This is a genomic window from Bacillus sp. GbtcB10, assembly GCF_019091365.1.
GTDB lineage: Bacteria > Bacillota > Bacilli > Bacillales > Bacillaceae > Bacillus > Bacillus altitudinis.
Genome location: NZ_JAGXJP010000002.1, coordinates 419,801 through 443,852, shown reverse-complemented (window position 1 = coordinate 443,852; position 24,052 = coordinate 419,801). Strand labels below are relative to the sequence as shown.

Sequence of the window (24,052 nt, the reverse complement as noted above, 5' to 3'; positions counted from 1 at the left end):
ATGAAGAAAGTATTGGTAACTGGGGGAAGTGGATTTATAGGATCTCATACGGTAGAGGCTTTATTAGAGAAAGGTTATGAGCCCATCGTTCTTGACAACTTTTCAACTGGATCGAAGGAAAATATCGCTCATCTATCCGTACAATGCATTGAAGCAGATGTCACAAAATCAGAAACGGTCGATTTGATCAAACACATTTCACCAGATTATATCATTCATCTTGCAGCGCAAGTGAGTGTAGCCGTTTCGGTTCAACATTTCGTCTACGACGAAGAGGTCAATATTAAAGGCTCGCTGCATGTGATCAAAGCAGCGGCTGAAGCCGGGGTAGAGAAAGTGGTGTTTGCCTCATCGGCAGCAGTTTATGGAGACCCAGTCTATCTGCCGGTCGACACAGCTCATCCACTGCAGCCTGGTTCACCTTATGGCTTGTCGAAACTGACAGTTGAACGATACTTACACATGGCAAAATCACTCTATGATGTGGACTATTGTATTATGCGGTACAGCAATGTATATGGTCCGCGCCAAGACGCACGTGGTGAAGGCGGTGTTGTCTCAATTTTTTCTGATAAGTTTGCAAAGCATGAGGCACCTTTCATCTTCGGAAACGGGGAACAAACAAGAGATTTCATCTATGTAGGCGATCTAGCCGCAGCGAATGTTGCAGCTTTAACCGCTCAATCAAACGTTTGTTTAAATATTTCATGTGGTCATTCCATCACGGTGAATGAGCTGTTTCAAACGATGAAGCGAGTCACAAGATCAGATCTTGAACCGATTTATAAGCCTCAGCGTGCAGGAGATATTGTGCATAGTACATTGGAAAATGAGGAAACGAAACAAGTCTTAACATGGGAGCCTGTTGTGAGTTTACAAGAAGGTTTGGCTCGTACCATTTCCTACTATGAACAGGAAGTAAAGGCTTAATCCCTCAAATCGGATGGGTTGCTTAGGAGGAAAATAGGTATGAGTGTGAAACAAACAGCATGGCAAATCATGATCGGATGTATGTTATTAGCAGCAGGTATCGGGCTTGTACAAATGGCATCCACGCAGCCTATCGGGTTAAAGAAGATGGTGGTCATTCCGGTTTTGATTGTGGTGCTCATAGCGGCTGCTATATGTATGAAGCTCTACATGAATGGTGAACACATATTCATGTCAGCCATTTACCTTTTAATTGCATTAACATTTCTCAATAATGCTTTTTTCTCTATTAGTGTTGGGTTCTTTAGTCTCTTTCTCTACCGCATCATGCTCTTGGCTGTCTTTGCTTTATTCATATGGCGGATGAGAGACAAAGGAACGTACATATCCCAGTGGCAGCAAATTCGTGTTAAAGGCATTCTTGGTTTTTTCGCTGCATGGTTTCTTTACGGGCTCATCTCACTGCTTTGGGCTCATTCGGTCACAGACGGCCTGAAATATATGTCTCTTCTTGCGATGGGAATGGGTTTTGTCTTTCTTGTAGTCATGTACATTCAGCGAATGGATCAGATCGTGACTTTTTATAGTATTTGGCTAGTCATGACTGTATTTGTGATGGGAATCGGGTTCTATAATCACTTGACCTTGAATCATTTACCGAATACCTCATTGTATCTTGGACCAGCGTACAAACAGCACTATCCTACGGCTGTCTTCTTTAACCAAAATGACTTTGCGACGTTTTTATCTATTAGCTTTTTCTTATATGTGGCGTGTATGCGCCAAATGAAAAATGGTTATATCAAAGCGTTCGGATTACTAGGAGCCATCTTAGCGCTGTATCTCATTTTGTTAACAGAATCGCGCGCCAGCTTGCTTGGCATATTAGCTGGAGCGGTCATCTATGTATGGCTACTGATGCCTCGCTTTTTAAAAAAGTGGTCCATCATGGCAGCAGGCGGGCTTGGTATCATCTGTATCGCCATTTTTTCAGCCAAAATCTATTCTGTCTTTGATGACTTGTTTCTCGCTTCTCAGGTCGCTCATTCTTTTAGCGAACCACTTCCGTCCAACATTGCCCGGGCGAATTTAATCAAAAACGCCTGGCATTTCTTTACGAATTCATATGGCTTCGGAGTCGGAGCGGGCAATGTGTCTTATTACTTAGCTCACTTTTCTATCTTTGATACAGATCAGGTCGTCGAAGTTCACAATTGGCTGCTAGAGGTGATGACGAATTTTGGGTTTGCCGTCATGCTAGGTTATATCTCAGTGTATGCCTATCTCATGTTCTCACTGTACAAACAATACCAATTGGCTGACACGAGATCAGCCAAGATGATCATTGAAGGTCTATTTGCTGCCATGCTGAGCTTTCTCGTCTCAAGTATCAGTCCGAGTTCGGTCTCGAATTTATATTTCCACTGGGTGTTTCTAGGTCTAGTGATCGCAGCGGTCAATATCATGAAAAATAAACAGCGCTTCAAGCCGTGGGCAAACGTGTGATGCTGAGTTTGTATGGCTACACTAGTGAAAAAGCAAATACGTCAATGTTGGGAGAATGAGCATGTCTGGTTTTATGTTAAGAATAGGGAAGCGAATGAAAAAATATATCGTATGGCTTGTGCTGCTGCCCGTTGTATTGGCTGCTTTTGGTTTCTTTTTTGCCAAGGGGACAGTAGAACAGTCTAGTTACACAGCTGCTGTGACCTTGACGCTTGGGAAATATGACGACGGTGTGTATAACAATATGGAAGAAGTGACATCTCTATTAAAAAGTGATGCATTTCTGAATCAAGCACTCCGTGATGTAAAGGAAGAAGAAAGGCAGGATGTGAAAAATCGTTTGATTCTCACGAACCAGTCCGATACACAATTGCAGTTGTCGTTTACAGATGCTGATCAAGCTCGAGCTTTGGCGGTAGTGAAACAAGTGTCAGATACATTTTTAAAGCAGGACAAAGCCTTATTTACGAAAAGACAGCAAGTCATTGAAAGAAGACTATCCGCTCTTGAAGATGAATCTGTCAGCAATGACTCCAAAGTCGATAAAGAACGATTTTTATATGAATTGGAATCGACAAAGCTCGGGATGAAGCAGGCAAAGATTGTCGATCCTGCCCAAGTACTTGATGAAGGGAACAAAGGGATGTCAGCGAAAAAACGAGCACTGCTTGGACTTGTCATTGGCCTTAGCATCTCGCTTATGTTTGTGGTGTTACCTGAAGTGTTCAAAGAATCTTAATGATGAACTGGAGATGAGTCTTAGGTGAACAATCAACCGTTAGTATCAATTATTACACCGGCGTATAATGCGGAACGTTATTTAACGGATACAGTTCATTCCGTCCTTGCCCAAACCTATTCCAACTGGGAGCTGATCATTGCAGATGATTGCTCAACAGATGGCACAAGGAAGTTGTTAGGGGAATTAAGTCAGACGGACGACAGAATCAACGTCATTTATTTAGAGGAAAACGGGGGAGCCGCTATTGCTAGAAACACAGCCATCAAACAGGCGAAAGGCCGCTTTATCGCTTTTTTAGATAGCGATGATATTTGGAAACAGACAAAGCTCGAAAAGCAGGTCAAGTTTATGTTAGAAAATGATCATGCCTTTACTTTCACGGCATATGACATCATTTCAGAAAATGGAGAGCCGTTACAAAAAACCGTCACAGCGCCGGCTCAGTTGAACTACAATGAAGCTTTAAAAAATACGATTATCGGCTGTTTGACGGTGATGCTCGATCTTCAACAAGTAGGACACGTGGAAATGCCAAACATTCGAACAAGGCAGGACTTAGCCACATGGCTCTCTATTTTAAAAAAAGGATTTACTGCCTATGGAATGAGTGAGCCGCTCAGTGAATATCGCATCGTGGGAAACTCGATTTCTAGTAACAAGTGGAAAGCAGCGAAAAAAACATGGTTTGTCTATAGAGAAATTGAGCAGCTTCATTTTGTGAAAGCATCTTGGTGTTTTATGCACTATGCCACAAATGCTGTCAAAAAGCGTTTATAAACAGAAGGGAAAAAAGGTGATAAAGGTGAAAGCAGACTCGATCATACATGTGATTGTCGCAACGGGAGAATGGGGCCACGATGGCTTAAGGTACAGACGGCATCGACTGGCGGAATTTCTTGCATCTGATCCAGAAACGAAAGAGGTCATCTGGGTATGCCCATCTTCCACTCGTCATTCAACTCCCTTTCAGCCTATAACGGATCGAATGAAGCAAATGACCATTCCTGATGTGCTCAAGAGCAAGTTTTTTCGCTTTGGCCGTTATCAAGATATGTTTTATTTTCATAAATTATCTCCTCTTCTTGAGCATTTGCGTCAAGAAGAAAAGCAGGGCATAGCCGTCTGTTTATGGTATACGTTTCCGGGATTTCCGCTCTTATCTTCTTTATTTGAATGGAAACATATTGTGTATGATTGCAGTGACCTGTGGGGAGAGCCCATCAGCGGAAAAAACAACATTCTTTCTTATATGAGACAGCGAGTCATTGTAAAAGCAGAAAACCGCATTATTAAATATGCACACAGCATTACATGCTCTTCACAATACTTACATGATCAAATCAAAAAAAGGCTCATGGGTGAACCGAAAGATGTCTTTACAGTGGAAAATGGCGTCGAGTATGATGTGTTTGCAAAAAGCAACCTCCCTAGCAGGGAAGACGTGCTAGAGGGAAGAGAGGGAACGGTTCTTGGCTTTATAGGTGGGATCAAGCCGAAGCTCGATTTTGACTTGATCGCTCAAGCTGCTCGCATGCAGCCAGATTGGACATTTTTATTTGTCGGTCCGGATGGAACGAATGGAGATCCATCTTTTCAGCATGCACTCAAACTGCCCAATGTCCTATGGACAGGAGCAGTCGCACCAGAAGAAGTGCCTGCTTATATGAAATTAATTGATGTAGGGATGATGCCATACAAACAGTCTCCTTACAATCAAGCGGTTTTTCCGCTCAAGCTGTATGAATTTTTAGCTGCCGGAATCCCTGTTGTTGGTTTAAATCTTCCATCAACGGAAAGGCTAAAAGAGAATGATGTGTATGAATATGTAGAGGGCGAAGATCCAGCTCTCTTCGTAGAAGCCTGCCAGAAAGTGATCAGTAAAAAAGATGACATGACATGCAGACATCTAAGACAAAGCCGGGCAATGAAAAAAGATTGGCACGCACTGTTCACAAACATGGTGGAATTAACGAATATTAAAGAAAACGCATAATTCATTCAGGATTGTGCGTTTTTATTTGTTTCTTCTTCTTAGGGGGAGCTTGTGATCATCCTATATTCAATTGTATAATGGAAAGAGCGGCCAATATACAAAATACAGATTTCAATTTAGAAGGAGACTGACCTATGGATTACGAACGCGCCTTATTAGCGTTTTTTGTCTCTCTGGCTACAGTTTTAATTGTGACACCAATCGTCAAAAAGTTTGCAATTAAGATTGGTGCAGTGGACCAGCCGAATAAACGAAAAGTTCATGATAGAGTAATGCCTCGAATGGGCGGTTTGGCGATTTTTATTGGGGTAGCGGCTGGAGCACTAGCAGGCGGGCTGTTTCTACATAATAAAATTACAGCTATATCAGTTGGCGCTGTACTCATCGTCATTTTAGGTATATTTGATGATAAATATAATTTAAGTGCAAAATTTAAATTTCTTGTGCAAGTTCTCGTTGCTTGCTTAATCGTGAGCACAGGCTTAAAAATGGACTTTTTCTCAGTTCCTTTCTTAACAGATCGACTGGAGTTAGGATGGATGGCGTATCCCCTGACTGTACTATGGATTGTTGGGATTACAAATGCGATCAATTTAATTGACGGATTAGATGGACTGGCTGCCGGAATTTCGGTTATCGGTTTAACCACGATTGCCGTCATGGCATTTTCTGCGGACAAGATCCTGATTCTTTCGTTATCTCTTGTCGTCATTGGCAGTACCATCGGTTTTCTTTTTTATAACTTCCATCCAGCAAAAATATTTATGGGTGATACAGGGTCGTTATTTTTAGGCTATATGATCTCGGTCCTGTCACTTTTAGGATTGTACAAAAGTGTTACTTTGTTTAGTGTTGTTGTCCCTGTAATTATTTTAGGTGTGCCTATTTTTGATACGACCTTTGCGATCATAAGACGAATATTGAATAAACAGCCTATCTCAGCACCTGACAAATCACACATCCATCATCGACTGATGGCCTTTGGCTTATCACATCGAATGGCAGTGATTGTGATTTACATGATTGGTTTAGTCTTCAGCTTAAGCGCGATTTTGCTGACAAGTGCCACCATTTGGCTGTCATTGATCATTATCTTTTTACTGGTCATGTTTATGCAAGTTATCGCTGAAGTCACTGGTTTGGTGAACGAAGAGTTTAAACCATTTACGAAATTCTACAAACGTATGGTCAAAAGACAATAAAAAACAGCCCGTTCCTCGGAAGGCGGGCTGTTTTTATTATTGTCCTGTTGTATTGCTCGAAGGAGTCGTGGTATCAGTTGTTCCTGTTTCACCAGAGGCTGGATTTGTTTGTGAATCTGTTTCAGATGATGACTCAGCAGGAAGCTTTAAATGTGTCCTTAACTCATTTTGCACCTCAGCCAAGTTGGTTTGATCTGGCTCAAAGAAGTATGTTCGATTTGGTCCTAGATAAAGGTCTGATCCTTTAATAGATAATGTTTCAGTATCGTCTCCTTTGAAACCACTGTAAATTTGCTGTAGAGCAAGTCCTTCTGTGATGCGGAAGTTGGTTGTTATATGATCACTTACTTCTTTTGCGATATTATCCACGTTTGCAATGTTATGAGGTTTCGCCATTTGATCAATCATGGCACGTAAGATTTGTTTCTGACGATCGTTACGCCCGAAATCACCACGTGGATCTTGTTTTCTCATTCGCGCGTAAGCAAGTGCCTCTTCCCCGTTTAAATGCATATTCCCTTTTTTAAAGTAAATCTTTTTCGATTTTTTGACGTCACTTTTTTCATTGAAGTCAAATGGAACGTCTATATCGATTCCCCCAACTTCATCAATGACATCCTTAAAACCGTCAAAGTCCACTGTTGCATATTTGTCAATTGGGATATGCAAGAATTGTTCGACAGTTTCAATCGTTTCGTCTTTACCGCCTTTAGCAAATGCCGCATTGATCTTTACTTTATTTCCCGTAGTGTCACTAGCAAGCTGTACTCGTGTGTCACGGGGGATACTGACCATTTTCATCGTTTTATCCTGAGGATTAATCGTTGCGACGATGAGTGAATCTGAACGGCCGTGATCACCATTTGTGGCGTAATCCTCTATGCCAACAAATAGGACAGAGAAAGGTTTTTTCTTTATATCAATGACAGCATCACGGAGTTTCGATTTCTCCCCGCGCTCTAATTCATCATAAGTTTTGTCAGCAGCTTGGAGTGTATTCACAATCTTATAAACTGCAAATCCGCCCATGCAGATGAAGAGAAGCAAAAATAAGACCAGAATCCGTTTGAAAATCTTTTTCTTCTTACTCTTTTTCTTTCGTACACGCACTTTTACTCGTTGTGCCATTCATCTGTCTCCTTTATCGGACCAACGTCCTTTTCTAAATAAATCAATTCGCCTTCTTTAGTAACACTCTTTCCATTAGTCAACTCAGTCATCCATTCAATGAACTGCTCTGTTTGTGTTTCTTCTACATACGTTTCAAAAATCACATCTTCTGCATAATGGATGTCTTTTAGCTGAAAAGATGAGGCTCTAAGCTCATTCTCTACCTTTCCAAGCCATGTATAATCTATTGTTGTGTGCATCGTACGCATTAAACAGCGTTCTACCATACCAACATGATTAATTGCTTCAGACACAGATTTTCCGTACGCGCGAATTAATCCACCGGCACCTAGCTTAATACCGCCGAAATAACGAGTGACGACAACAACTGTATCTTTCAGCTTGCGTTTTTTTAGCACTTCAAGCATTGGTACCCCTGCCGTACCGCTTGGTTCACCATCATCATTTGCTTTTTGAATCAGATCATGTTCACCGATCAAATAGGCGGAACAATTATGAGTGGCGTTCCAATGTTGTTTTTTTATGGATTGTATAAAGGCTTGTGCTTCTTCTTCTGAGACAGCACGTTGTATATGACAAATAAAACGTGATTTTTCAATGACGATCTCATGCTCGCCACGGCTTTTGACTGTGAGATAGCGGTTCAGCAAAAGACATACCCTCCTGACAAGCAAATTGTAAGGCTAGAGAAAATTTGCATTGGTTTTAGAATTTTACAGCGTATTTTGTTATGATGATAGGAGCGGAAAAAGGGTCGTCATAAAAATTTCATGATTTATACGCATTCTTTCATTATAATTCGACATAAAATGCAGATCAATGACATTTATAATAAAAAAAGATGACATCACTGTTACGGGAGGGAAAAGCCATGACAACACCTAAAATGGATCCGAAGTTATTGGATTCAATCATCATGAAAATGCTAAGTACAGTTGATGGCAGTAAGGACGAAGTATTTAGAATCGGCGAACAGTCCCGTCAACAATATGAAAGCCTGGTAGAAGAGCTTAAGCAAATTAAACAGCAAGTCAACGAAGTAATTGATTTTGGGGATAAACTAGAAGTACATACGAGACATGCTAGAAATCGATTATCTGAGGTCAGCAGAAACTTCAACAAATTCAGCGAAGAAGAAATACGAGAAGCCTATGAAAAAGCACATAACCTGCAAGTAGAATTGACCATGATCCAGCAGCGCGAAAAACAGCTGAGGGAAAGAAGAGATGATCTCGAAAGACGATTGTTAAGCTTACAAGACGTCATTGAACGTTCAGAAACGCTTGTGAGCCAGATCACGGTCGTCCTCAACTACTTGAACCAAGATTTACGTCAGGTCGGTGTTTTACTTGAAGATGCTCAGGCAAAACAAGATTTTGGACTAAGAATTATTGAAGCCCAAGAAGAAGAGCGCAAAAGGGTATCACGAGAAATCCATGATGGACCTGCTCAGATGCTGGCAAACGTGATGATGCGTTCAGAGCTAATTGAACGGATTTTTAGAGACCGTGGAACAGAAGAAGGCTTTAAAGAAATTAGAAGTCTAAGGCAGAATGTGCGAAATGCACTGTACGAAGTGAGAAGAATCATTTATGATTTAAGACCGATGGCTTTAGATGATTTGGGTCTCATTCCGACACTTCGAAAATACTTAAACACAATTGAAGAATATGATGGAAAAACCAAAATTACGTTCCAGTGCATAGGTGATACAGAAAGCGAAAGAATTGCTTCTCAATTTGAAGTGGCACTATTTAGACTAGCTCAAGAAGCTGTCACAAACTCTTTAAAGCATTCTGAAGCTGAAGAAATCTCTGTGAAGGTTGAAGTGACGAAAGACTTTGTAACCTTAATTATCAAAGACGATGGAAAAGGCTTTGATATGAAGGATGTTAAAACAAATAAAAACAAATCCTTTGGGTTACTAGGTATGAAAGAGCGCGTAGACTTACTAGAAGGTAAAATGACCATAGACTCAAAAATAGGTCTAGGGACATTCGTCATGATTAGAGTACCGTTAACATTACAAAATAAAATTGTAAAATAGAGACAAAAGACATATTGACCATAAAGTTCAGGTGTAGAACAATAAACATGGGGAGGCGTAGCTTGTGACTAAAGTAAATATTGTAATTATCGATGACCACCAATTATTCCGTGAAGGTGTCAAACGGATTTTAGATTTTGAACCTACTTTTGAAGTAGTTGCAGAAGGAGACGACGGTGACGAAGCTGCACGTATCGTAGAACACTATCATCCGGATGTTGTCATTATGGACATTAATATGCCGAATGTAAATGGTGTGGAGGCTACAAAACAGCTAGTAGAGCTTTATCCCGAATCAAAAGTCATTATCCTATCTATTCATGACGATGAAAACTATGTGACACATGCATTAAAAACAGGAGCAAGAGGCTACTTGTTAAAAGAAATGGATGCAGATACCCTCATTGAAGCAGTAAAAGTAGTAGCTGACGGAGGCTCTTATTTACATCCGAAAGTCACTCATAACTTAGTAAATGAATTCCGACGCTTAGCAACAAGCGGCGTTTCAGCACATCCACAGCACGAGGTATATCCTGAAATTCGCAGACCACTTCATATCTTAACAAGACGTGAATGTGAAGTTCTTCAAATGTTAGCTGACGGAAAGAGCAATAGAGGTATTGGTGAGTCGCTCTTTATTAGTGAGAAAACAGTCAAAAACCACGTGAGTAACATTTTGCAAAAAATGAATGTAAATGACCGTACTCAAGCTGTTGTTGTAGCAATTAAAAACGGCTGGGTAGAAATGAGATAATGTTCCGGACAAGTACTCCTTTTTCGCCTGTTTTTAGTTCTCTCACATTCAAGTTAGAGAGCAATGATAGGCAGGTAAGGAGTCTTTTTCGGATATAGCGGGCTTGCCTATTGATTAGGCAAGCTTTTTTGATTAGTATTATAAATCTAGTGAAAAACAATGATCATTCTTTTTTAAAAAGCAACTTAACGGATAAGGAAGGTATTTAAGAATGAAAATAGCCGTTGTAACAGACAGTACTGCTTATATACCACAAGAACTACGTGATAAACATCATATTCATATGATCCCTCTGAATGTCATCTTTGGTACTGAATCATACCGTGAAGAAGTAGAAATGGATTGGAAGACATATTATGAAGAAGTCAAGAAACATAAAGATCTTCCAACAACCTCTCAGCCTGCTTTCGGTGAACTTATAGAATTATATGAAAAACTTAGTGAAACATATGATGCTGTGATTAGTATACATCTGTCAAGCGGAATTAGTGGAACATACAATAGTGCGGCCTCAGCGAATGAACTAGTTGACGGAATCGACATTTATCCGTTTGATACAGAGACTAGCTGTATGGCGCAAGGTTTTTATGTGTTAGAAGCTGCTGAAAAAATCCAAGGTGGTGCTTCTCCAGAAGAAGTGATTTCCCATCTCAATTATCTGAAAGAAAATCAAAGAGCTTATTTTATGGTAGACGATTTAACTCATTTACAACGTGGCGGCAGATTAAATGGTGCTCAGGCTTTTATTGGAAGCCTCTTAAAGGTAAAGCCTATCTTGCATTTTGACAACAAGCTAATTGTCCCTTTTGAGAAGATTCGTACACGCAAAAAAGCCATTTCACGTATTTTTGAATTATTTGATGAAGATGCATCACGTGGTGTTCCAATGAGAGCAACTCTGATACATGGTAATAGAGAAGAAGAAGCAGATGAATTAATTGCGCACTTATTAGAAAAGTATCCTCATGTTGAATTTTATAAAAGCTACTTTGGTGCCGTGATTGGCACTCATCTAGGCGAAGGCTCTTTAGCACTTGGCTGGATCATCAGATAGATATCAAAATCCCCTTTTCTCATGGAAAAGGGGATTTGTTTTTCTATTTTTACAATTAGACGAAAGGCCTTCTCTTTGTACATAATGGGTCAACATGAATGGAAAGGTAGTGCGTGAAATTGAATCTGGAAAAAGCAATGGAACTCAGTCACAAGCTACAATCAAGGCACCTTCTTCCTGTTGAATGTCAATGTACACAGTCCGAATTGGAGTGGCTGGAGAATCAAGGATTTATCCATAGAACACCTGCTGTCGATAGGGTGGCGAGTGGTTTGATCTGCTGCCGGTGCGGTGTATCAAACAAGCGCTACTTTGCCATCTCTCCGTGTGAAACATGTAAAAAAGAATGTGTATACTGTAGATCCTGCATCATGCTGGGAAAAGTAAGTGAATGTGGCTTTCTCTACGAATGGACGGGTCCACAAAAGAAAGAAACAAGACAAGTTGAATTAACATGGCAGGGAGAGCTTTCTAAAGGGCAAAAGAGAGCGTCCGATAGGCTAGTAGAAGCAATCCAAAACAAATTTGATCTGCTCGTTTGGGCTGTTTGTGGTGCGGGGAAAACGGAGGTGCTTTTTCACGGAATAAAATATGCGTTAAATAACGGAATGAGTGTTTGTATTGCGACGCCTAGAACCGATGTTGTACTTGAGCTTGAACCTCGAATGAGAAAGGCATTTCAAGGACTGAATATAGCTGCACTTTATGGCGGGAGTTCTCAAAGATTTCAAATGGCACCGCTTATGATCGCTACAACCCATCAGCTAATGAGATATAAAAACGCTTTTGATGTCCTCGTTGTAGACGAAGTCGATGCTTTTCCTTATTCAATGGATGAACGGCTTCAGTTTGCTGTTTTAAAATCAATGAAAAAAACAGGAGTTAGAATTTACTTAAGTGCCACACCATCTAAAAAAATGCAAAAGGATGTTGCTCGTAGACAATTAGAAGCGATCAAAATTCCTCTGCGCTTCCACCAAAAACCGTTGCCTGTCCCAACATTTCAATGGGTTGGAGATTGGAAAAAGAGATTAAAAAGAAATCGGCTTCCAGCATCTACAATGAACTGGCTGCATGAACATATCACAAAGAAAAAAAGAGTGTTACTCTTTGTTCCTTCTATTTCTACTATGAAGAAGGTAACTCATATTCTTCAAGTTCAGGATGTAAATGTACAGGGTGTTTCTGCGGATGATCAAGAAAGGAAGCAAAAAGTCCAGCATTTCAGAGATCATAGGTACGATGTATTGGTTACAACAACTATTCTAGAAAGAGGCGTTACCATTCAAGATGTTCAAGTGGGCGTATTAGGTGCGGAATCTCCTATTTTTACAGAAAGTGCACTTGTCCAAATTTCTGGTAGAACAGGGAGACATCCAGATTTTTTTAACGGAGACGTGTACTTTTTTCATTTTGGTTTAACGAGAAGTATGAAACAAGCAAAGAAACATATCGTAAAAATGAATAATTCAGCTGAAAAAGAGTTTTCTGAAAAATAGTGTGGGTTCAACTAAATCATGGTACATTATATTCACAAAACACAAATGGCAGGAGAGACAAAATATGCTACTCAACGCAAAAGAAATACTACTTAAAGAAATTCTCTATCAATATCTCAACCAATTAAACATGATTTGTCATTGTGAAAAATGTATAGAAGATGTATTAGCCATTTCTCTAAATCAAGTGAAACCGCAATATATAACAGATATCGATAAAATATCCTACAGTAAATCCGAGATGGTGGATAAACAGAAAAATACGGCGATGCTCGTCATTCTGACAGAAGCTGCTTCAACGGTCACTACATATCCAAGGTGCGAAAATCATTTGCCGTTGAACAAAGAAAATCGTTGATTTGTCCAATTTGTGAGAGCCATTTTGTGGCTGCTTTTACATGGAAATCATTCCTACTATTAAATGAAGATCGTTTATGTGTAGCATGTAAGAACCACCTGATGAAGATTCAAGGTCCTACTTGTCCCAAATGCGGAAGAGCGCAATCAAATGATCAATTGTGTCAGGATTGTTCAAGGTGGAATAAACGATGGGATTTTGCTGAGATTCTTGTGATGAATCGATCTGTTTATGCTTACAACGACTTTATGAAAGATATTCTAGCTCGATTTAAATTTCGAGGTGATACGGCTTTAGCTGATCTATTTAAAAAAGATGTACAGTCAGCGTTTAAACGTTCTTTTTCAATCAAAGAACCGGTCCTTGTCCCAATTCCTTTGAGTAAAGAGAGATTAAAGGAAAGAGGATTCAATCAGTCAATGATGCTTGCTTCCATGATTGGCGGACCTATATTGGAGCCACTTATAAAAGTACATCAAAGTAAGCAGTCTAAGAAAAGAAAAAATGAACGTTTACATCAACAGAATTTGTTCCAATTAAGGCAGTCAAACCCGATCGTTCTAAAGGATGTCGTATTAATCGATGACATTTATACAACTGGGGCGACAGTCTATCATGCAGCAAAAATTTTAAAAGAAGCAGGCGCCAAAAGTGTTTCCTCTTTTACGTTGATTCGTAGTTAAAAATCATGACAATCAACCGATATTAAGAAAAGAAAATAACGTAAGGGGTTTTGGTTATGAATCAATTGGCAAACTGTCCACAATGTAATCAGTTATTTTTAAAAACCACCATCCAAACGGTTTGTAACAAATGCTTTGAAGAAGAAGAACGTTCTTTTGATATCGTTTATAAATTCTTGCGTAAGCAAAGTAATAGACAATCAACCATTGCTGAAATAGTAGACGCAACAGAAGTTGATGAAGAATTAATCCTGAAATTTATCCGTTTGAAAAGACTTCAAATTAGTCAATTCCCGAATATCAATTATCCTTGTGAAAGATGCGGCCAACCGATCAGGAAAAACAAGCTGTGTAGCCATTGTGAAAAGGATATAAAGACGCAAATCAGCCAAATGGACCAAGAAGAAGAGCGTAAAAGGGAGATTGAATCTAGGAAAAAAGACACCTATTATGCCATTAATCCTAAAAACGACTGATTCCCTAAACTAAGTTGCAGTTTGGTCGATAAAATGGATAGAATCAAGACAGACTGTAACGGAAAGCGAGAGGAATCCCGTGAAAATTAATCGATATGGAACACAACCAGTAAATCCTTACAAGAAAACATATGAGAAACAAACGTTGCAATCGAATCAAGCAAAATCAACTGACAAAGTCGAAATTTCTAAAAAGGCAATCGAAATGCAAAAGGTGCCGAATATCATGAAAGAACGTCAAGATAAAATAGACCAAATTAAAAAAAGCATTGAAGCCGGAACATATCAAGTAGATACAAAAGGCATTGCAGATAAAATGTTGAATTTTTATAAACAACAATAACAAAAGGGAGTAGCGTGAATGTCAGTAAAAATAATGATTGAAGAACTGCACCGTCTCTACGGATTACATGAACAGCTTCTAAAGCTGTCTAAGAATAAAACAGAAATGCTGAAAAATAACGAGATCGATGCTCTTTCAGAGGTTCTGAACCTTGAGCAAAAATATATTCAGGCCATTTCACAATTAGAAGAAAAGCGGATTGAAGCAGCAGTTCAATTTTTACAAAGTGATCAATCGCCGACAATCACCGCTTGTATCGAAAAAGCTACAGGAACGGATCAAGAAGAGCTTATTTCGTTATATGAGAAGCTGAATGACATCATGGTGGAACTGAAAGATGTAAACGAACTGAACAAACAGCTTATTCAGCAGTCACTTCAATTTATTTCACTGACATTCGATCTTGTGAATCCTAACAAAGAAAATATGAATTACGGACAAAATGGTCTTGAGAGTTCAAAGCCTAAACAGCATAGGGCTTTGTTTGATTCAAAGGCGTAAACAAGGAGGATATCTATGGGTTCTACATTCATGGGACTAGAAACGGCAAAACGAGGAATCACAGCCCAGCGTGCAGGGCTTTATGTCACATCAAACAACGTATCCAATGCAAATACTGATGGCTACTCAAGACAGAGAGTTACCTTTAAAGCAGAGAATCCTTACCCAGTGATTTCAGTTTATGATGGCAAGACATACGGCCAAATGGGGACAGGTGTCCAAGTTGGAACTGTTGAAAGAATTCGAGACAGCTTTTTAGATCTTCAGTATAGAGATCATAACAATAACCTGTCTTATTATGCGACGAAGTCTGATGCTCTTTCACAAATGGAAGGAGTGATGAATGATTTAACAGATGAAGGCTTGAATAGAGCCTTTGATAATCTCTGGAAATCATTACAAGTCTTATCAGAATCGAAAAATGCTGATACTGCTTCAGCCCGTACAGTTGTTAAGACAAGTGCTCAGGCTTTAGTAGATCAATTCCGCCTGCTAAATTCTTCTTTAACAACGATACAAAAGAATTTGAAAACTGAACTCGATTCAACGGCAAAAAATGTGAACACCCTATTAACTCAAATTGATGAAGTGAATAAACAGATTGCAACAGTTGAGCCAAATGGTTATCTTCCCAATGATCTTTATGATACCCGAGACGCTCTTATAGATCAGCTTTCCTCACTTGTTGATATTAAAGTGAGCTACAACCCTTCTGGAGGAAATGCTCTGGAAATTGCTGAAGGAACCGTTAACATCGACATTATCGGTGCTAATGGACAATCTGCTGGTGCAATTTTAAATGGCATTACCAATGAAAAATCTGAATTACAACTTTCCTATGATAATACGACAGGACTTGTTAACTCACTCCAATTTGGAACGACAACCATCGCAGCTGATCAATTACAAGTGAATGGTAAAGTAAAAGCACTTGTTGAGGCGTATGGTTATATGTCTAATGGAGCTGAAAAAGGCATGTACCCGGATATGCTTGCTGAGCTGGATGAAGTAGCAAAAGTATTTATGGATACTTTTAACGACGTCCATAAGCAAGGGTACACGTTAAATGGCACAAGTGGACAAGACTTTTTCGATATTGAGAATAACAATGATTTGAATAAGGGCTTGGCAGCACGTATCAAAGTGAGTGACGTGATTTTAGCATCGACAGATAACATTGCTGCATCTCTTAATCAAACGCAAGGTGATGGTTCGAATGCTACGAAATTAGCTAATATTCAAAACTTAAAGCTGCCAATCGGCGGAACTACCACTACGATTCAGGATTACTATCAGAATGTTATTGCTGAAATGGGGATACAAGCTAAAAAGAACATGACCCTTGAAAGCAGTTCAGCAGCTCTTGTGAATTCAGCCAATGAACGCAGGATGTCAACTAGTTCTGTATCTATTGATGAAGAAATGACGAACATGATCCAATTTCAGCATGCGTATAATGCAGCTGCAAGAATTATGACGTTACAAGACGAAGTATTAGATAAAATAATAAACGGCATGGGAGTCGTAGGAAGGTAGGGTAACTGATGCGAGTCACGCAAGGTATGATTTCTCAAAATTCACTTCGAAATATTAGTAAAAGTTATGAAAAACTCTCTAAAATTAATGAGCAGGCACAGTCTGGAAAACGTTTCACAAAAACGTCCGATGATCCTGTTGCAGCAGTGAAAAGTCTTCAGTATAGTACAGCCATGTTTCGAAATGAGCAATACCAAACTAATTTAAATGAGGCACGAAACTGGATTGATACATCTGAAACAAGTGTCACTGAAATCATTGATATCATGTCAAATATACGAGATAAAGTACTCGATGCGGCCAATGGAACAAAACAGCCAGAAGATTTAGCTGCTATCGGAGTGGAAATTGGTCAGATGAAGAATCAAATCATTGATGCAATGAACACGCAGATGTTAGGTAAGTTTGTTTTTAATGGGACGAATACAAATGTTAAACCAGTTGTAGAGAATGCAGATGGTACGTTTACATTTAACTTTGAAAACTATACAGATGCAAACGTGGTTCAATCGAACATTTCTGATGGAATCACATTAAATGTGAATTCAAATCCTCTTTCAGCTTTTGGTGGGCAATCTGCCAGTGGTCAAAATGTCATTGAAATGCTGACTGATTTAGAAAACTCATTAAAAAATGGAACGTTTACAAATTCTGATGATGCATTAGGAAATATCGATCAGTTTAAAGAAGTGATGAGTGCTGAGCGTTCAGATCTTGGGGCTAGATCCAATCGTATCGACTTAGTCGGGAGCCGTTTGACTTCGCAATTTGAAGTGCTGAAAAAGGCTAAATCAGATGCCGAAGATGTAGAAAGTGAGAAAGCCATTCTTGATCTTCTTCAACAAGAGACTGTAAATAGAGCTGCTTTAGCGACGACAGCTAAAGTGATTCAGCCATCCCTTGTCGATTTCTTAAGATAAGAAAAAGCATCCGTTGGGTGCTTTTTTGCATCATGGAGGTGAACCTATGCAAATCCCTAGATTGTTAATGGAGCAAACTTATGCAAAGCTGCAAATGTCGACAACCCCTTCCAGGCAAGAAGTAGAGCAGCCAAGAGCTGAGCTTGAGATTCAGCAGCCAAGAGCTGTCATGAATATCACAAGGACACCGTCGAAATTAACCATAGATCAAACCGAGGCATTTGCCGATATGGATATTAAGTCGATTTTTAGACGTTCAGAGGAATGGGCTGCGGAGGGGAAACGTGCGATTGGAGAAGGAATGGGGCGTAGAGCGGAAGAAGGAAGTGAACTCATCAAGATCGAGAATGGTGGGAATGCGATTGCTGAGTTTGCGAAAATCAATGGCAGTCCTCCAGCAAAACAATTCAACATCGGTGTGATTCCTTCATTTTTTAGTGTGAAAATTCACTATCAGCCATCTGAACTTAAAATTGATGTGGAGCCGCAAAAAGCTATTATAGAGGCAACACCTCATAAACCAATTGTTAACTACCAGCCAGGTAAAGTTCATATTGATATGTTACAATACCCAGAATTAAAAATAGAAGTTGACGAAACAGGTCAAAATGGTGATAAGGTATAGTTAAGAAAAATGAAAAAGGTCGTGAATTATGATCATTCAAACAAAATACCATGGTGAAGTGACGATTAAAGAGGAGCAAATCATTCACTTCTCTAATGGGATACCAGGATTTCTGGATCAAAAACAATTTGTCATTTTACCTTTATCAGAGGAATCCCCATTTTTAGTTCTCCAATCTTTGGAAAATGCGGAACTAGGCTTTATTGTCAGCAGCCCATTTTTGTTCTTCAATCAATATGAATTTGACTTAGAAGAATCGGTTGTAGACATTCTTGGGGTGGAAGATGCCAATGATGTGGAAGTCATGGTTATTTTAACAATGGGATCTTCTATTGAAAAAACGACAGCCAATTTAAGAGCGCCTATTATTGTAAATCGGAAAAACATGAAAGCCAAGCAGGTCATTTTGCATGATTCAGCCTATCATACAAAACATTTGCTAGAGGTGGCTTCCTCATGTTAGTTCTATCTCGTAAATTAAATCAATCGATTCAAATAGGCGACGATATTGAAGTTAAAATTATTGCGATTGAAGGCGACCAAGTAAAAGTCGGAATTGAGGCTCCTAAGCATATTGATATTCACAGGAAGGAAGTATACCTGTCTATTCAAGAAGAAAACAGCCGTGCTGCTAGCTTGTCCTTTGATCTACTTTCTCAATTATCCTCACAAAAAAAGTGAGGATTTTTTTATCCTATTTGTCTATCCTCCTCCGTGTGAAACCGTAGAAGTACACCATCTATATGAAACTTTAACAAATCGGGCCATCTATATTTAATTTAATAATTCAAAGCCGATATAAAAGATAGATCAAAGCACAGGAGCTGAATAACTATGTCTGTTGGTAAGTTGACTTCGATAGAGCCACTGATTGATGCATTTCAAACCCGTGTTACGAATCATCAGAATGATAATGCAAACAACGATTTACAAGCAAATGGAAAAGTCGTTTCAAAAGAAGAAATTGAAAAAACGCTTCAAGGAGCCAATAAGCTGATTGAACCTACTCAATTTCATCTTCAATTTGAATTGCATGAAAAACTCAATGAATATTATGTCAAAGTCGTAGATAACCAAACCGAAGAAGTCATTAGAGAGATTCCTTCCAAAGAATGGCTTGATTTCTATGCGGCAATGACAGAGATTGTCGGTTTATTTGTCGATAAAAGAATGTAATTGAAGGGAGATCATAAACAATGGTTAATCGAATTACTGGATTTTCAAATGTATTTGATATTGATGAAATCGTCTCAAAGCTAATGAAAACTGAGCAAGCACCACTTGATAAAATGACACGTCAGAAACAAACACTTGAATGGCAAAGAGACAGCTACCGCGAGGTCAATTCAAAGGTCAAAGAATTAGATGATTTGATCAACAGTTTAAACTTAACGCGTCCAAGTACATATGGCGCAAAAAAGGTGACAAGCTCAAATGAATCTGCTGTCACAGCAACTGGCTCAACAAATGCTTCTTCTGGCTCGATTAATGTGACCCAATTAGCGACAGCATCCGTATTCAAATCTTCTAGTACATCTGGATTTACTGCTTCAAACGGTACGTTTACGTTTGAGGTGACGACACCAGATTCTACAACACCAAAAACAGTGACCATTAATACCACTGATACAGATACCCTTGATACAATCGTGACAAAATTGAACAGCTCTCAACTTGGTGTCACGGCTTATAAAGGCCAGATCTTTGATGGAACCAACTACGTAGATACGATCGCTCTGACTTCGCGTACGACTGGTGAAGGTGTCAGTATTAAGGCGGCAGATGGTAATTCTGCTTCATTTTTAACGCAACTAGGCTTCCAAGTGGATGGAGATAACAAATTAGTTGCCACCACTCAAGGACAGAAAGCGCAATACGAAATTAATGGTCTCAAAATGGAAAATAACAATAATACCTTCACGCAGGCTGGTATCACATATGAGCTGAAAGGAACAACAGATAAGCCTGTCAGCTTGAACGTTTCAACAGATGTCGATGCCATCTTTGATAAAATTAAACAATTTGTTGATAAATACAATGAACTTGTTGAACAGGTCAATGGTAAAGTGAATGAAAAACGAAACAGAGACTATTATCCATTAACGGCTGAAGAGAAAAAAGCCATGTCTGACAAAGAAGTCGAGCTATGGGAAACAACAGCTAAGTCGGGCTTGTTGAGAAGTGATTCTATTTTACGATCAGGTACTGCTAAATTAAGAAGTGATTTTTATGCCGAAATTACGACAAGCGATGCGAATAAAATTCAAATCACCCAAATCGGCATTACTACATCATCGAAATATAAAGATGGTGGAAAGCTTGAAATTAATGAAGAAAAACTAAGAAAAGCCATTGGAGAAGACCCACAAAAGGTCAGTCAAATGTTTATCTCTGGTTCTTTAAATGTCGATTCTAAAGACAAAGACAAAGCACAGCAGCAATATAAAGAACAAGGAATCATCTATCGTGTCAAAAATTCTTTAACAGCCTATACAAAGAGTATTCAAACAAAAGCTGGTAGTACAACAATGGAGCTAAAAGAATACGGACTTGGTAAGGACCTTGATTCTTTGACCCAACGAATGAGTACATTCCAAGATCGTTTAAAAATGGTGGAAGCTCGTTACTACAAAAAGTTTAACGCCATGGATAGTGCGATTCAAAAGCTAAACAACCAATCTGGCTATCTTTCTCAACTGCTTGGACAATAATTGGAGGTTTATAACATATGGCAATTCAGAACCCTTATGCCGCCTATCAGAAAAATTCTATTGAGACCGCAACACCGGCCGAGTTAACGCTTATGCTTTATGAAGGATGCTTAAAGTTTATTAGACTAGCAAAGCATGGCATTCAAAAAGAAGATGCTGAAATGAGAAACTTGAACCTGAAAAAGGCTCAAAACATCATCCAAGAATTAAATGTCACCTTAAATCGTACGTATGATGTATCAAAGAGCATGGCAAGTATGTATGACTACATCTATCGAAGACTGATTGAAGCCAATCTGCAAAATGACGAAGAGATCCTGAATGAAGTAGAGCAATATGTGACTGATTTCCGAGATGCTTGGAAGGAAGTCATTCAAACCGATCGAAAAGGGCGTCACCACTCTATTGGGGGATCTCTATGAGTATTGTGGACCAACTGCATGACCAAACGTTAAAAATGGCAGCGGAAATAGAGGCCAACCCGCAAAGCGAAACACTCGTTGAAGACTTTGATGCTTTTTTAGTTGAGAGAGACGAACTAATGAGAGACATTCAACATGAGCTTTCCGTCCAAGAAAAAGAGAAAATCAAAGAAATCATTCAAACAGATCAACTGATGGCCAAGCAGTTAACGGAGATTCAAAATGGGATCAAGGCAGATATTCAAGCCATTCAACGTAAGAAAACAAAACAGCTGAATTATCAAAATCCGTATCAGCCCATGACAAGTGACGGCGTATACTACGATAAACGGAAATAAATAGGTGAGACCTGTGGCGTATCGTTCAGATGACTATATTTTATTAACCACATATTATGACCTTCTATATACGATAGAAGAGAGTCTAAAATATTTAGATGAAATTGAGAAGGATTTCGCTAAAACAGAAGGGGATCGGATCTTTAATGATCTGATCCATGCCTTCTTTCATTTAGAGACAACACACCCGCTTCTGCTTTCAATTATTGAAAATGAGCACTTTGCCAAGACGATTCGATCGTTTGACCAAATTTTTTTAAGTTTCGATATACTAGCTTTCTATACATTCCCTTCAAATCACTTCCAGTCATTCCTTACATCATATTTTATACCTGAATATAGAAAGTGGATGGATGAAATACATGCCTGTATGAGGCCGTATGTCATTCATTAATTTTTGTTCAATTCAGACCATTCGGAGGAATTTATGAGACTAAAAAATCAATTTTTATTTGGGCTTATTGTCATATGTATATTGTTTGTCAGTATTTTAGGATTTTCTAGCTTTATCTACTACAAAACAGATCAATCGTATAAAGCACTTCTCACCAAAGAAGTGAAGCTGTACCAGACCTCGCTGGAATTAGAAGCACTGCTGCAAAAACAGGAAGCACAAATTAAAACGTATGTGGTTGTGCAGGATAGGAAAGTCTCACAAAATATTGAAGATACCTATGTTGATATTAATAAAAAAACAGGTGATGCTTTAAAACTGAGTACAGTCAAACAAGCAAAAAAATTGTTAGAAAAGATTTCTCAGAAGAATGAGCTTTACTATGAATCCACGAAAAGGCTATTTATCTCATTGAATACTAACAATCAAAAAGAATTCAACACCCGCCTCAGTCAAGAATTACAACCTATCGAACAAGAAATACATACCTTTACAAAAGAATTTGCCCAAACACAATTGAAACAGCGGGATCAAAAAATCAGTCAGCTCAATGAAGAAAGTAACCAATTATTGCTGACGCTTATTCTCGTTAGCGCAGCGATTATAGTCGGCTTTTTAGTCATTGGCACAAGGTTTGTTCATCGTATGACAAAACCGATTGTCTCTGTCACACATGCAGCAAGAAGAATGGCAGATGGTGACCTCACACTTGAAGAGATTGAAGTGACCTCTAAAAATGAAATTGGCCAGCTCGGTACGGCTTTTAACCAAATGACCGCTCATTTGCGTCAGCTCATCTTACAGGTGCAAAACGGGTCAAGGCAATTAGCCGATTCAGCTACTCAATTTGAAGAAACCATCAGTCAAACCATTTCGGCTAGTGAACAGACGTCTAGCTCGATTGAACAGGTCAGTGAAGCTTCACGTGAACAATCGGATGCAGTAGGAAAAGTAGCTTCTTCAATTCAAGAAGTTTCGACTGGTATGCATAATGCGGCTGAACATACGTCTGATGTTTCGGGTCACTCAATTTCAGTGACTGAAAAGGCTGAAGAGGGCGCATCCCTCATTCAACAATTTGTGAAACAAATGAGTTCTATTAAGGAATCTGTGAATGAACATCATTCTACAATGGCCAATGTACAAGTACAGTTTACCGGCATTCAAGACCTGCTGGGGAATATTCATGCCATTGCAGATCAGACAAATTTACTTGCTTTAAACGCAGCCATTGAAGCAGCAAGGGCTGGGGAACATGGACGAGGTTTTGCGGTTGTTGCAGATGAAGTCAGAAAGCTGGCGGAAGAATCAAGTCAGCTGACTGATCAAATTAGTCAGTTACTCGCCAACGTGAACAAAGATACTGAAAGATCGTCTCAATCTATGACGAAAGTGGAACGAGATGTAGCAGAAGGTGTGAAAGTATCGCAATTGTCTGAACAGAGCTTTCAAGAAATTCTGGAATCCATCCGTGATATCTCGATGAAAGCAGAGGAGCTTTCTGCCACGACAGAGCAAATCTCAGCTAGTACAGAAGAAATTTCTCAAACAGTTGGTGTGATAGAAGAAGGAGCCAAGCGAAATTCTGAGGAGACAGAGTACATGTCGGCGGCTGTTGAAGAATCACTAGCGGCGAATGAGGAAATGAAAGCAGCTGCGGAAGATTTAAAAACTTTGTCTCAATCACTGAAAACATCTATTTCATCTTTCAAGATTTAACAGCGCCATGGTCTTTTTCAAGAATCAATCGAATATATATTCATCACCTATCAAGTAAAAGCTGAAGCACCGCAGGATTCGACAAATTTCAATAAAAATTCACATTTTTTTTACGTTTGAGCAGGAGAAAAGGAGGGAAAAGTAGAAATAAGTTTACATATCCTTAAT

At 39.2% G+C, this 24,052-nt stretch carries 28 protein-coding genes; 26 read left to right on the top strand and 2 right to left on the bottom strand.

Annotated features, from left to right (window positions below; all coding sequences use genetic code 11):
* The 6 genes from KVT11_RS07675 (at position 1) to KVT11_RS07650 (ending at position 6,373) form a co-directional block, all read left to right on the top strand.
* The gene (locus KVT11_RS07675; RefSeq protein WP_210552223.1) at positions 1–930 is read left to right on the top strand and encodes an NAD-dependent epimerase/dehydratase family protein; all 930 of its coding nucleotides are present in this window, start codon (positions 1–3) and stop codon (positions 928–930) included.
* Positions 931–969: 39 nt separating this feature from the next.
* Positions 970–2,436 carry a teichuronic acid biosynthesis protein TuaE gene (gene tuaE, locus KVT11_RS07670; RefSeq protein WP_210552222.1) on the top strand — a complete coding sequence of 489 codons (1,467 nt, stop codon included), beginning with the start codon at positions 970–972 and terminating at the stop codon, positions 2,434–2,436.
* Positions 2,437–2,497: 61 nt separating this feature from the next.
* The gene (gene tuaF / locus KVT11_RS07665) at positions 2,498–3,175 is read left to right on the top strand and encodes a teichuronic acid biosynthesis protein TuaF (RefSeq protein WP_035389676.1); all 678 of its coding nucleotides are present in this window, start codon (positions 2,498–2,500) and stop codon (positions 3,173–3,175) included.
* Between the two features lie 24 nt (positions 3,176–3,199).
* Positions 3,200–3,955 (top strand): teichuronic acid biosynthesis protein TuaG, encoded by a 756-nt coding sequence (tuaG, locus tag KVT11_RS07660; RefSeq protein WP_135226382.1) that lies wholly within the window; start codon positions 3,200–3,202, stop codon positions 3,953–3,955.
* Positions 3,924–5,171 (top strand): teichuronic acid biosynthesis protein TuaH, encoded by a 1,248-nt coding sequence (gene tuaH / locus KVT11_RS07655; RefSeq protein ID WP_051626178.1) that lies wholly within the window; start codon positions 3,924–3,926, stop codon positions 5,169–5,171. Before tuaG ends, tuaH begins: the two co-directional genes overlap by 32 nt.
* A gap of 134 nt (positions 5,172–5,305) precedes the next feature.
* A complete protein-coding gene (locus tag KVT11_RS07650) occupies positions 5,306–6,373 on the top strand; it encodes a glycosyltransferase family 4 protein (protein WP_007499956.1) in 1,068 nt (355 codons plus the stop codon).
* 36 nt (positions 6,374–6,409) lie between these two features.
* Here the strand turns inward: KVT11_RS07650 and KVT11_RS07645 are convergent, their stop codons facing one another.
* Entirely contained in the window at positions 6,410–7,501 is a 1,092-nt protein-coding gene (locus tag KVT11_RS07645; RefSeq protein WP_025208065.1) for an LCP family protein, read from the bottom strand.
* Positions 7,486–8,154 carry a YigZ family protein gene (locus KVT11_RS07640; RefSeq protein WP_017357860.1) on the bottom strand — a complete coding sequence of 223 codons (669 nt, stop codon included), beginning with the start codon at positions 8,152–8,154 and terminating at the stop codon, positions 7,486–7,488. The genes KVT11_RS07645 and KVT11_RS07640 overlap by 16 nt, the downstream gene beginning before the upstream one ends.
* 221 nt (positions 8,155–8,375) lie before the next feature.
* Between KVT11_RS07640 and degS the strand changes: the two genes are divergently transcribed.
* The 20 genes from degS (at position 8,376) to KVT11_RS07540 (ending at position 23,884) form a co-directional block, all read left to right on the top strand.
* Positions 8,376–9,551 carry a two-component sensor histidine kinase DegS gene (degS, locus tag KVT11_RS07635; protein ID WP_035389673.1) on the top strand — a complete coding sequence of 392 codons (1,176 nt, stop codon included), beginning with the start codon at positions 8,376–8,378 and terminating at the stop codon, positions 9,549–9,551.
* 64 nt (positions 9,552–9,615) lie between these two features.
* A complete protein-coding gene (degU, locus tag KVT11_RS07630; RefSeq protein ID WP_008348273.1) occupies positions 9,616–10,305 on the top strand; it encodes a two-component system response regulator DegU in 690 nt (229 codons plus the stop codon).
* Between the two features lie 211 nt (positions 10,306–10,516).
* Positions 10,517–11,359, top strand: coding sequence for a DegV family protein (locus KVT11_RS07625; RefSeq protein ID WP_024719242.1), 843 nt, complete (start codon positions 10,517–10,519; stop codon positions 11,357–11,359).
* A 119-nt stretch (positions 11,360–11,478) separates the two neighbouring features.
* Entirely contained in the window at positions 11,479–12,858 is a 1,380-nt protein-coding gene (locus KVT11_RS07620; protein ID WP_210552476.1) for an ATP-dependent helicase ComFA, read from the top strand.
* 64 nt (positions 12,859–12,922) lie between these two features.
* The gene (gene comFB / locus KVT11_RS07615) at positions 12,923–13,216 is read left to right on the top strand and encodes a late competence protein ComFB (protein ID WP_035701582.1); all 294 of its coding nucleotides are present in this window, start codon (positions 12,923–12,925) and stop codon (positions 13,214–13,216) included.
* Positions 13,217–13,317: 101 nt separating this feature from the next.
* Positions 13,318–13,899 (top strand): ComF family protein, encoded by a 582-nt coding sequence (locus KVT11_RS07610; protein ID WP_483297933.1) that lies wholly within the window; start codon positions 13,318–13,320, stop codon positions 13,897–13,899.
* Positions 13,900–13,955: 56 nt separating this feature from the next.
* Positions 13,956–14,375 carry a TIGR03826 family flagellar region protein gene (locus KVT11_RS07605; RefSeq protein WP_017357864.1) on the top strand — a complete coding sequence of 140 codons (420 nt, stop codon included), beginning with the start codon at positions 13,956–13,958 and terminating at the stop codon, positions 14,373–14,375.
* A 79-nt stretch (positions 14,376–14,454) separates the two neighbouring features.
* On the top strand, positions 14,455–14,718 hold the full coding sequence (gene flgM, locus KVT11_RS07600) for a flagellar biosynthesis anti-sigma factor FlgM (protein ID WP_003213252.1): 264 nt from the start codon (positions 14,455–14,457) through the stop codon (positions 14,716–14,718).
* 18 nt (positions 14,719–14,736) lie between these two features.
* Positions 14,737–15,219, top strand: coding sequence for a flagellar protein FlgN (locus tag KVT11_RS07595; RefSeq protein WP_007499977.1), 483 nt, complete (start codon positions 14,737–14,739; stop codon positions 15,217–15,219).
* Between the two features lie 15 nt (positions 15,220–15,234).
* Positions 15,235–16,755, top strand: coding sequence for a flagellar hook-associated protein FlgK (gene flgK / locus KVT11_RS07590; protein WP_116306293.1), 1,521 nt, complete (start codon positions 15,235–15,237; stop codon positions 16,753–16,755).
* Positions 16,756–16,763: 8 nt separating this feature from the next.
* Positions 16,764–17,675 carry a flagellar hook-associated protein FlgL gene (flgL, locus tag KVT11_RS07585; protein WP_017368141.1) on the top strand — a complete coding sequence of 304 codons (912 nt, stop codon included), beginning with the start codon at positions 16,764–16,766 and terminating at the stop codon, positions 17,673–17,675.
* Positions 17,676–17,721: 46 nt separating this feature from the next.
* Positions 17,722–18,300, top strand: coding sequence for a DUF6470 family protein (locus tag KVT11_RS07580; RefSeq protein WP_035701576.1), 579 nt, complete (start codon positions 17,722–17,724; stop codon positions 18,298–18,300).
* Between the two features lie 28 nt (positions 18,301–18,328).
* Positions 18,329–18,763 carry a flagellar assembly protein FliW gene (fliW, locus tag KVT11_RS07575; RefSeq protein WP_007499985.1) on the top strand — a complete coding sequence of 145 codons (435 nt, stop codon included), beginning with the start codon at positions 18,329–18,331 and terminating at the stop codon, positions 18,761–18,763.
* Positions 18,757–18,981, top strand: a complete 225-nt coding sequence (gene csrA, locus KVT11_RS07570) for a carbon storage regulator CsrA (protein WP_008348252.1) — start codon at positions 18,757–18,759, stop codon at positions 18,979–18,981. The genes fliW and csrA overlap by 7 nt, the downstream gene beginning before the upstream one ends.
* 153 nt (positions 18,982–19,134) lie before the next feature.
* Positions 19,135–19,476, top strand: coding sequence for a flagellar protein FlaG (gene flaG / locus KVT11_RS07565; RefSeq protein ID WP_017368137.1), 342 nt, complete (start codon positions 19,135–19,137; stop codon positions 19,474–19,476).
* A 20-nt stretch (positions 19,477–19,496) separates the two neighbouring features.
* Positions 19,497–21,011, top strand: coding sequence for a flagellar hook-associated protein 2 (locus tag KVT11_RS07560; protein WP_116306291.1), 1,515 nt, complete (start codon positions 19,497–19,499; stop codon positions 21,009–21,011).
* Between the two features lie 17 nt (positions 21,012–21,028).
* Positions 21,029–21,433 (top strand): flagellar export chaperone FliS, encoded by a 405-nt coding sequence (gene fliS / locus KVT11_RS07555; RefSeq protein WP_008348247.1) that lies wholly within the window; start codon positions 21,029–21,031, stop codon positions 21,431–21,433.
* On the top strand, positions 21,430–21,771 hold the full coding sequence (gene fliT, locus KVT11_RS07550; RefSeq protein ID WP_008348246.1) for a flagellar protein FliT: 342 nt from the start codon (positions 21,430–21,432) through the stop codon (positions 21,769–21,771). Before fliS ends, fliT begins: the two co-directional genes overlap by 4 nt.
* A gap of 13 nt (positions 21,772–21,784) precedes the next feature.
* Positions 21,785–22,165 carry a DUF8042 domain-containing protein gene (locus KVT11_RS07545; protein WP_008348244.1) on the top strand — a complete coding sequence of 127 codons (381 nt, stop codon included), beginning with the start codon at positions 21,785–21,787 and terminating at the stop codon, positions 22,163–22,165.
* A gap of 33 nt (positions 22,166–22,198) precedes the next feature.
* Positions 22,199–23,884, top strand: a complete 1,686-nt coding sequence (locus tag KVT11_RS07540; RefSeq protein WP_116306289.1) for a methyl-accepting chemotaxis protein — start codon at positions 22,199–22,201, stop codon at positions 23,882–23,884.
* Positions 23,885–24,052 lie beyond the last annotated feature (168 nt).

Coding starts and splice junctions, on each gene's coding strand:
- tuaF (WP_035389676.1), top strand. CDS start 2,498: ATGTCTGGTTTTATGTTAAGAATAGGGAAGCGAATGAAAAAATATATC.
- tuaH (WP_051626178.1), top strand. CDS start 3,924: ATGCCACAAATGCTGTCAAAAAGCGTTTATAAACAGAAGGGAAAAAAG.
- KVT11_RS07650 (WP_007499956.1), top strand. CDS start 5,306: ATGGATTACGAACGCGCCTTATTAGCGTTTTTTGTCTCTCTGGCTACA.
- KVT11_RS07625 (WP_024719242.1), top strand. CDS start 10,517: ATGAAAATAGCCGTTGTAACAGACAGTACTGCTTATATACCACAAGAA.
- fliW (WP_007499985.1), top strand. CDS start 18,329: ATGATCATTCAAACAAAATACCATGGTGAAGTGACGATTAAAGAGGAG.
- flaG (WP_017368137.1), top strand. CDS start 19,135: ATGTCTGTTGGTAAGTTGACTTCGATAGAGCCACTGATTGATGCATTT.
- csrA (WP_008348252.1), top strand. CDS start 18,757: ATGTTAGTTCTATCTCGTAAATTAAATCAATCGATTCAAATAGGCGAC.
- KVT11_RS07645 (WP_025208065.1), bottom strand. CDS start 7,501: ATGGCACAACGAGTAAAAGTGCGTGTACGAAAGAAAAAGAGTAAGAAG.
- degS (WP_035389673.1), top strand. CDS start 8,376: ATGACAACACCTAAAATGGATCCGAAGTTATTGGATTCAATCATCATG.
- comFB (WP_035701582.1), top strand. CDS start 12,923: ATGCTACTCAACGCAAAAGAAATACTACTTAAAGAAATTCTCTATCAA.
- KVT11_RS07605 (WP_017357864.1), top strand. CDS start 13,956: ATGAATCAATTGGCAAACTGTCCACAATGTAATCAGTTATTTTTAAAA.
- flgK (WP_116306293.1), top strand. CDS start 15,235: ATGGGTTCTACATTCATGGGACTAGAAACGGCAAAACGAGGAATCACA.
- flgL (WP_017368141.1), top strand. CDS start 16,764: ATGCGAGTCACGCAAGGTATGATTTCTCAAAATTCACTTCGAAATATT.
- KVT11_RS07540 (WP_116306289.1), top strand. CDS start 22,199: ATGAGACTAAAAAATCAATTTTTATTTGGGCTTATTGTCATATGTATA.
- KVT11_RS07595 (WP_007499977.1), top strand. CDS start 14,737: ATGTCAGTAAAAATAATGATTGAAGAACTGCACCGTCTCTACGGATTA.
- KVT11_RS07580 (WP_035701576.1), top strand. CDS start 17,722: ATGCAAATCCCTAGATTGTTAATGGAGCAAACTTATGCAAAGCTGCAA.
- KVT11_RS07560 (WP_116306291.1), top strand. CDS start 19,497: ATGGTTAATCGAATTACTGGATTTTCAAATGTATTTGATATTGATGAA.
- tuaE (WP_210552222.1), top strand. CDS start 970: ATGAGTGTGAAACAAACAGCATGGCAAATCATGATCGGATGTATGTTA.
- fliT (WP_008348246.1), top strand. CDS start 21,430: ATGAGTATTGTGGACCAACTGCATGACCAAACGTTAAAAATGGCAGCG.
- KVT11_RS07610 (WP_483297933.1), top strand. CDS start 13,318: ATGAAGATTCAAGGTCCTACTTGTCCCAAATGCGGAAGAGCGCAATCA.
- KVT11_RS07675 (WP_210552223.1), top strand. CDS start 1: ATGAAGAAAGTATTGGTAACTGGGGGAAGTGGATTTATAGGATCTCAT.
- fliS (WP_008348247.1), top strand. CDS start 21,029: ATGGCAATTCAGAACCCTTATGCCGCCTATCAGAAAAATTCTATTGAG.